This window comes from Fibrobacter intestinalis (assembly GCF_900167415.1).
In the GTDB taxonomy this organism is placed as follows: Bacteria; Fibrobacterota; Fibrobacteria; order Fibrobacterales; family Fibrobacteraceae; genus Hallerella; species Hallerella intestinalis.
On sequence record NZ_FUWU01000090.1, the window covers coordinates 1 to 7,208 of the forward strand.

Here is a 7,208-nt window from a genome sequence, read left to right on the forward strand (position 1 = left end):
GCGTGGGATTTTGGCGGTCTGTACATAAAAAATGCAAGGTTTTCAATCATATTTTAGAAATCCTTGCAATATTTTCACAGGGTAGAAATCAGTTTTTCCCAATAGTTATGCGGGCTGGGCGGGATTTTAAGGGAGGACTAATTAACTTTTGTCTGATAATTTCGGAACTTATAATACAGACTTATTATTACTATGGGAAACGGGATAAAACTAAAGAACAGTATAAAAGAATGTTTCCCGAAAGTGAGTGAAAATCAAATGAGTTGAAAAATAAAAACAGGTGCCCCACTCGGGACACCTGTTTTGTAGTTAAAGGAAATTCTGGCTCCCTTCGGCAGACTCAGGGACCTTTCTCTAGTTGCTTCTTACTTCTTCACGTACCTGTGATATTGACGCCTACGGCGTCCGCGGCTTCGGCTCAGCCATGCCAGAGAACAAGTTCTCTGTCGCGGCATTCGCCTTGCTCGCTATTCCTGCAGGCTGCAGACAAGTCACTGTTGCGTTATTTCTTCACGTGCCTATGGTATTCTTGCAAGCTGCACACTTCGAATCTTCCGAAGTCGTGCTTGTCCATGAGGCCTTCCACGGTAGAGGTGAGGGCGGCGATGGTCGTGGTGATAGGAATGCCGGACACCACAGCCTTCGAGCGCATCTGGATTTCGTCCACCATGGCTTCGGCGCCGGTTTCGGTGGTGTTCACGATCCACTGCACTTCCTTGTCGTGAATGAGGTCCAAGAGGTTCGGGCGGCCACGGGAGATGCGGAACACGGCGCGGGTCTTGATGCCTTCGTTGTAGAGGAGGGTCGAGGTTCCGCGGGTAGCATAAATCTGGTAGCCCATGTCCACGAGGCGCTTGATGAGCGGCACTGCCTTCTGTTTGTCTTCGTCCTTGAGGGAGACGAAGATGTTGCCCTGACTCGGGACCTTGTTGCCCGATGCCAGCTGGCTCTTGAGGAAGGCAAGGCCGCGGTCGCGATCGAGGCTCATGACTTCACCGGTGGATTTCATTTCTGGAGAAAGCGTAATGTCGACACCCGGGAACTTGACGAACGGGAATACGGCTTCCTTGACGCTCAGGTATAATGACCGTTCGGCTTTCGCCTCACTCTCGTCAACACGACTCGTTAATACGAGTCGCTTATGGCTCACTGGGCACGTGGACTTCTTCGGTGAAGCCGATCTGCTCGAGGGTTTCGCCGAGCATGCAGCGGCTTGCGTAGCTTGGAAAATGGAGACCGTTCGGCTTACGCCTCACTCTCGCCAACACGACTCGTTAATACGAGTCGCTTATGGCTCACAGGGCACGCCGATAGACTTGGAAACGAACGGCACGGTGCGGGATGCACGCGGGTTCACTTCGATCATGTAGAGTTCGCCATCCTTGACGGCGAGCTGCATGTTCATAAGGCCGACCACGTGGAGTTCCTTCGCGAATTCCTTGGCGTAGGCGCGAACCTTGTCCTGGATTTCTTTGGAGAGGGTTATCGGCGGGATGACGCTTGCGGAGTCGCCGGAGTGGATGCCTGCGGGTTCAACGTGTTCCATGATGGCGCCCACGACGGTATGCTTGCCGTCGCTGATGCAGTCCACATCGAGTTCGGTAGCGTCTTCGAGGAAGCGGTCGATAAGAATCGGCTTGCCTTCGCCAATGGCGGCGGCTTCTTCCACGAATTTGCGGAGGTACTTTTCCTTATAGACGATCACCATGCCGCGGCCACCGAGAACGAAGCTCGGGCGCACGAGAACGGGGTAGCCGATCTTTTCGACGATGGCGAGAGCTTCTTCCACGTTGTGGGCGAAGCTTCTTCTTTTGGGCGTTCCCGCACATATATGTGCGGTCGGGCTATATTCTGGGGGCAATCGGCTGCGCTTACGCTTGCCGCTCACCTCCCAGAACCAAGCCTCGCTACGCGAGTCTTGTCCCTTATATGACCCTTCCGCTATCGCTCCACTTTCGCCAACACGACTCGTCAATACGAGTCGCTTTTGGCTCACAGGGTCACTATCCCTAACGCGGATGCTGGGGGAAAATGCTACTTCAGGTTTTCAATGAAAGAATTCAGAAGAGTTTCGCTGATATGCCTTTTGGACATCCGAAGAATTTCGGCGCAAGCTAAGGCTTCCTCTTTATTCAGCAAACCGTTCTCGTTAGCGGCAATCAAAATGCCAATCGTGCCGGTAATACGCAGTTTCATCGTCGTGGCTACGTGCCTTGCACGAACTTCGTCAACAATCAAAAGATCACTCTTGTTTTCGTCGGAATAGACGATGGCTTCGCTTTCGCCAAGATCCAAGCCCGTTATACGCATCAGCATGCCGACGGCGTTGTTGTTGCTGACCGAAACCTTTTTGAAAAATTCACAGGATTTCACCTGTTCGGCTTCATCCTGAAAATCCTGGTTTGAAGTCAATTCTTCGTAAACGGCCTCAGGAAGCAGGACCTCGCCAAACAGTTTTCCAAGAATGTCAAGACGGTTGATTTTAAGGAAAGAGATTATCGGAGTTGCATCAGATACGACAATCATTCTTACCTCTTGGCAAGGAGTTCCAGGACGTTGGCGGCATCCTGTTTGGCTTCATCCCAGTTCTGGTCGATATAGGGAATGCCCTCGCTTCCGTAAAGTTCGATGAGTTCCCATTTGGAAATACCCAGAATTTCCGCGGCACGCCCATGGGAAATGGTTTCGTTCTTGATAAACGGATACAACAGCAACGCATTGCGGCGGAGTTCGTCGCTCTTGTTATCGCACACCATAAGGTCTGCAATATCTTCAGGAATGTCCATTGTTACTGTCGGCATAGGAAACCTCCTATTCCCAATATACATTTTTTAGGGCTAAATCGCAAGTTTCCATCTCGTCCTGTCTTGAAATGGGCCTTTTTGAATGGAGCCAAAGGGGGATCTATGGGCGTTCCCGCTTTGTGGTTGGAAGTTTTGGTTTTGTGGGATAGAGCGAGGAGTGTTGTATTGAGAGGGGGCTTTTTCACAAGGTGAACTCGGTGAGCAGTTTTTAGTTCTCAGTTCTCAGCTCCAACTCCCAACTAATTACTAATCACGAACTAAAATTTCATTTGGCGACAACAGAAACGTTTCCGTCGGCAAAGTGCATCAGAATCTCGTCGCCCGATTGGACTTCGGATTTGCTTTTCACAAGGCCCTTTCCGGCCGCCGTCGCATAGGCAAAACCGCGGGCGAGAATCCGTTTCGGGTCGTGGGATTTCACTTTGGTTTCGACGATTTCAAAGCGGGCTTTTTGCAGTGCGATGATTTTCTGCGCACCCAAATGCAAACCGTCCAGATTCCGTTGTATCCTTTCGCGCTCTCTTTCCAAAATCCGTCCGGGAGCCCGCGCGATGTTTTTTGCGACGGCATCCAGCTTTTGCCTTTCTCCGGCGATTCGCCTTTCAAATAAAACGGAAATGCTCGTTTCCATCTTGGAGAGCCGATTGGTGGAGCGGGAAAGTTTTTGTTGCGCGGCACTGGCGATTTGCAAAATTTTTTCGCGAAGCCGGCGAGAGGCGTCTTCTGCCCTGGCCACTAGGAATTTGGCGCAGTCCGTCGGGGTGATGCAACTGCGATAGGCGACTTTATCGACAAGGCTTTCGTCAATCTGGTGCCCGATTCCCGTGAAGACGGGGACAGGAAAAATGGCGATGGCGCGACAGAGTGCTTCGCTGTCGAAGTAGTTCAGGTCCGTTTTGGAACCGCCGCCGCGGACAATGCAGACCGCATCGAGTTCGGGCATCTGCCGCAATTTGCCGAGGGCTTCGAGAACGGTTGTTTCGGTTTCGTTTCCCTGCATTTTGGCGTAAACCGGGATGATGTCAAAGGCATAGCCGGAAGAGGCAAGAGTGGTCGTGAAGTCTTTGAACGCTGCTGTTTTTTCGCCGGTAATCAATCCGATTTTATAAGGCAACGCCGCCAGCGGCAGGGATTTGTTTTTGTCCAGCAGGTTTTCTTTTTGCAGACGCTGTAAAATGGCCTGGCGGGTCAGGGCGAGTTCGCCGACGGTAAAGTTCGGGTCGATGTTGGTGACGTGGCATTGGAATTTTCCGGAACCGATGTAAAAGTCCGCTTCGACAAGGAGACTGACTTTCAGTCCTTCCGAAAAATTAAAGGGGATGGGCAGAGCCGAAGTCCGCGCCCGCATCTGGGCAAATTCCCCTGCATACATGTAGAGATCCACTTTGGCAATGGGCTTTACGTCGCCTTCGACAAATTCGGCAAGGCTCAAATAGACCATCCGGCCGCGTTCCGTGACTTGGGTGAGGACGCCGTTTACCCAGACGGGAGGGATTTGGGTCGTCACCAGTTTTTTGACGGCGGAGAGGTATTTGCTGACGGCGAAAGATTTTTCCATGAATTTGTGAAAATAGAAATCTTTCGTTTGGGGGCGGAATGGGCGGAAATGAATCGGTGGCTTTGGCGAAACAGGCGAATGGGGAAGCGGAGAGTGGATGCGGCATTATGGTGAGACAGCGTTTACTATCTTTTGAGCGAAAATGGATAGGAGTCATGGCAAATCAGGAGGCCTGATGAAATGGTATTCTTTTCTTGTTGTCTTCTTGGCGACGGCTCTTGCGTTCGCTGGTTCGGTCAAAAAAGGTTCGTTCACCGACCCTCGCGACGGGAAAACGTACAAGACGGTGAAAATCGGGAAGCAAGTTTGGATGGCGGAGAAATTGAACTACGTCTACTTGCAACCGACAAGTACAGAAGATTCTTCCAGTTTCTGCTACCATAACGAACTGGATTCCTGCGACAAATACGGGCGGCTCTACCTATGGAGCGCTGTGATAGATAGTGCCGGAGTTTTTAGCGATGGCGGCAATGGCTGCGGTTATGGCGAGACTTGTGTGGAATTGGGAACAGTCCAGGGAGTCTGTCCTATAGGCTGGCATTTGCCTAGCCGTGACGAGTGGAATACGTTGGAGAAGGCTGTTATAGACAAAAAGTTTGCCGGAACAAAGCTCACGCTTGCCAGTGCCCAAAAGAAAGTCGGGAAAATGCTCAAGTCCAAGAGCGGCTGGGACGATGATGAAGGGAAAAGCGGCAACGGCACGGATGAATTCGGCTTTTCCGTGTTGCCCCCGCTCCTAGCTGCGGCCTAGCCGTAGGCAAGGCCGCCCCCGAATTTCGCCAACCATTTTCAACTTGTTAAAGGAGATAAAACCATGAAAAAATTAACCATCATTTTTGCGATTGCTGCAGTCGCCTCTTTCTTCGCCGCCTGTGGCGACGACAGCAGCTCTTCTGCCAGCGGGAACGATGCCCCTGGAGAAGATTATTTCTTTGCTGTGAAAACTCTCGACGATCTTCCCGCCTGCATGGACAGTCACGAGGGCGACTCGGTTCTGGTCTCCTCGCTGAATGCGATCTATCTCTGCAATGACGGCAAGTGGGAAAAGTTAGACAACGACGACTTGCAGGAATCCAGCAGCTCTGCGGCAAAGGTCTCCTCCTCGTCCAGCGTGAATGTTTCCAGTTCATCGACAATCCTTTCCTCGTCCAGCGAAAAAGTTTCCAGCTCGTCTGTAACGGAAGTCCAGGAAAAGCCGAACTGGAAATATCTGAATCCAGACATCTCCTACGGGATATTTCAGGACGCTCGCGACGGTCAGTTCTACAAGACCGTTCAGATAGGCGAACAGGTATGGATGGCGGAGAACCTGAACTACGATTACAATGAGGGAACTGCCAAAAGTTACTGTTACAATAACAGTGCCGACTCTTGCGCCAAGTACGGCAGGCTTTACCTGTGGAGCGCGGCGATGGATTCTGCGGCGGTCTTCGGCGATGCCGGCAAGGGCTGCGGTTACGGTTCGACGTGCGCGGCAGGCTCGGCGACCGTGGTCCGGGGCGTTTGCCCGGAAGGTTGGCATTTGCCCAGCAATACGGAATGGAAGATTCTGTTCGCGACCATCGGCGGTAAGGATTTCGCCGGAATACTCCTCAAGTCCAAGAGTGGCTGGGATAATTATGCAGGCGAAAGCGGCAACGGTACGGACGGATACGGCTTTTCCGTGTTGCCCGCGGGCGACCGCGATGGCGGTGGCTCTTACGACAACGCCGGCGAGAGGGCGCGCTCTTCTGGAGTTCTACGGGGAGCAGCGGCAATAGTGCGTACGTCTGGGGCTTCTACTACGGCAGCGAGTACGTGGGCTCGGGTTACTACTACAAGTACTACGGTTTTTCCGTCCGTTGCCTCAGGGACTCTGACTAGGGGCGGGGTAGGGCCCCCGCTCCTAGCGGCGGCCTAGCCGTAGGCAAGGCCGCCCTTCCTTTTCCGCTGCTTTGCTGTAGTTACGACTATGGAACATTAGGAATTGTCAGTGCTTCGGCGAGCACACTAACCGTGGTTCGGCAGACTCACCAACCGGCGATCCTTGAGTTTTGGTTAGTGCACCTCGGCAAGCTCGGTAACCGCTTGCCGAACTAATCGAAGGGCTGTCCCTAAGCCTGTCGAAGGGCACTCGCGCTAATCACTAATCGCCAAGTCACCGCTTTTACAAATTGTTTACAAATTCACCCTTGACAAAATCGAGGGCTTTCCTATAATCCCTCCCGCGCGCATGAAAGCTCCGCAAGTGGCATCCAAAAAATCTGGATGTCTTTTCTTTTTCAAAAGGAGCACTATGCCCGCGCAAAATCCGCAATTCTCGCAATTCCTGCAAAATCCGCAAAATCCGCAAAATCCGTCCCTCGACGGCACCCACGACAAAGGCCCCGAAGCCGGGGAAAGCCGCATCCCGCCCATCCTCCGGGGGAAAACCTACCTGGACCCGCTCTACGACCCCGCCTTTCGGGCCTTCTTCTCCGACGAGGCTGCCCTGAAGGACTTTCTCGACGCCCTGCTCCGCCTGCCGCCGGGACGCCGCATCGAACGCCTCACCTTCACCTTCGCGGACCCCGTGGAGTTCCGCATCCCCGGGCCGAAGACGGTGGTCTTCGACATCCACGCCTTCACCGAGGACGGCCGCTTCCTGGACATCGAGATGCAGCGGGCGAAGCACTCCTTCCTCGTGGACCGGATGCTGCTCTACAGCGCGTTCCTCGCCATCAAGGGCAAGCAGGCGATGGAGTCCTCGCCGGAAAGCCTCTCCCTGGAACGGAGCGAGCGGGATTTCCGCCGCTACGAGATGCCCGAGGCGATTTCCGTCTGGCTCTGCAACTTCCACCCCGTGGAGGGCTTCGAGGGCTACCGGG

General features: G+C 53.2%; 7 protein-coding genes and 1 pseudogene. 4 read left to right on the forward strand and 4 right to left on the reverse strand.

Annotated features, from left to right (window positions below):
- The coding region (locus B5D40_RS16225) for a hypothetical protein (RefSeq protein WP_234978181.1) at positions 1-251 on the forward strand (251 nt) is incomplete at its 5' end.
- A gap of 251 nt (positions 252-502) precedes the next feature.
- Here the strand turns inward: B5D40_RS16225 and B5D40_RS16590 are convergent.
- From B5D40_RS16590 to xseA, 4 genes and pseudogenes are all read right to left on the reverse strand, one after another.
- Positions 503-1,798, reverse strand: a pseudogene (locus B5D40_RS16590) (ATP-binding protein); the annotation flags it as partial.
- A 236-nt stretch (positions 1,799-2,034) separates the two neighbouring features.
- Positions 2,035-2,526: a PIN domain-containing protein gene (locus tag B5D40_RS14505; RefSeq protein WP_078777494.1), complete on the reverse strand. Its 492-nt coding sequence runs from the start codon at positions 2,524-2,526 to the stop codon at positions 2,035-2,037.
- A 2-nt stretch (positions 2,527-2,528) separates the two neighbouring features.
- Positions 2,529-2,801 (reverse strand): UPF0175 family protein, encoded by a 273-nt coding sequence (locus tag B5D40_RS14510; protein ID WP_078777495.1) that lies wholly within the window; start codon positions 2,799-2,801, stop codon positions 2,529-2,531.
- A gap of 268 nt (positions 2,802-3,069) precedes the next feature.
- Positions 3,070-4,362 (reverse strand): exodeoxyribonuclease VII large subunit, encoded by a 1,293-nt coding sequence (gene xseA / locus B5D40_RS14515; protein WP_078777496.1) that lies wholly within the window; start codon positions 4,360-4,362, stop codon positions 3,070-3,072.
- 175 nt (positions 4,363-4,537) lie between these two features.
- Between xseA and B5D40_RS14520 the strand changes: the two genes are divergently transcribed.
- The 3 genes from B5D40_RS14520 to B5D40_RS14530 all read left to right on the forward strand — a co-directional run.
- The gene (locus B5D40_RS14520) at positions 4,538-5,113 is read left to right on the forward strand and encodes an FISUMP domain-containing protein (RefSeq protein ID WP_233134261.1); all 576 of its coding nucleotides are present in this window, start codon (positions 4,538-4,540) and stop codon (positions 5,111-5,113) included.
- A gap of 63 nt (positions 5,114-5,176) precedes the next feature.
- Positions 5,177-6,262 (forward strand): fibrobacter succinogenes major paralogous domain-containing protein, encoded by a 1,086-nt coding sequence (locus tag B5D40_RS14525; RefSeq protein ID WP_078777498.1) that lies wholly within the window; start codon positions 5,177-5,179, stop codon positions 6,260-6,262.
- Positions 6,263-6,637: 375 nt separating this feature from the next.
- On the forward strand, positions 6,638-7,208 hold a 571-nt coding region (locus B5D40_RS14530; RefSeq protein WP_200804185.1), incomplete at its 3' end, for a PD-(D/E)XK nuclease family transposase.

What these genes read in the sequence shown, in the direction of transcription:
- B5D40_RS14525 (WP_078777498.1), top strand. Translation starts at nt 5,177, where the DNA reads ATGAAAAAATTAACCATCATTTTTGCGATTGCTGCAGTCGCCTCTTTC.
- B5D40_RS14505 (WP_078777494.1), bottom strand. Translation starts at nt 2,526, where the DNA reads ATGATTGTCGTATCTGATGCAACTCCGATAATCTCTTTCCTTAAAATC.
- xseA (WP_078777496.1), bottom strand. Translation starts at nt 4,362, where the DNA reads ATGGAAAAATCTTTCGCCGTCAGCAAATACCTCTCCGCCGTCAAAAAA.
- B5D40_RS14520 (WP_233134261.1), top strand. Translation starts at nt 4,538, where the DNA reads ATGAAATGGTATTCTTTTCTTGTTGTCTTCTTGGCGACGGCTCTTGCG.
- B5D40_RS14510 (WP_078777495.1), bottom strand. Translation starts at nt 2,801, where the DNA reads ATGCCGACAGTAACAATGGACATTCCTGAAGATATTGCAGACCTTATG.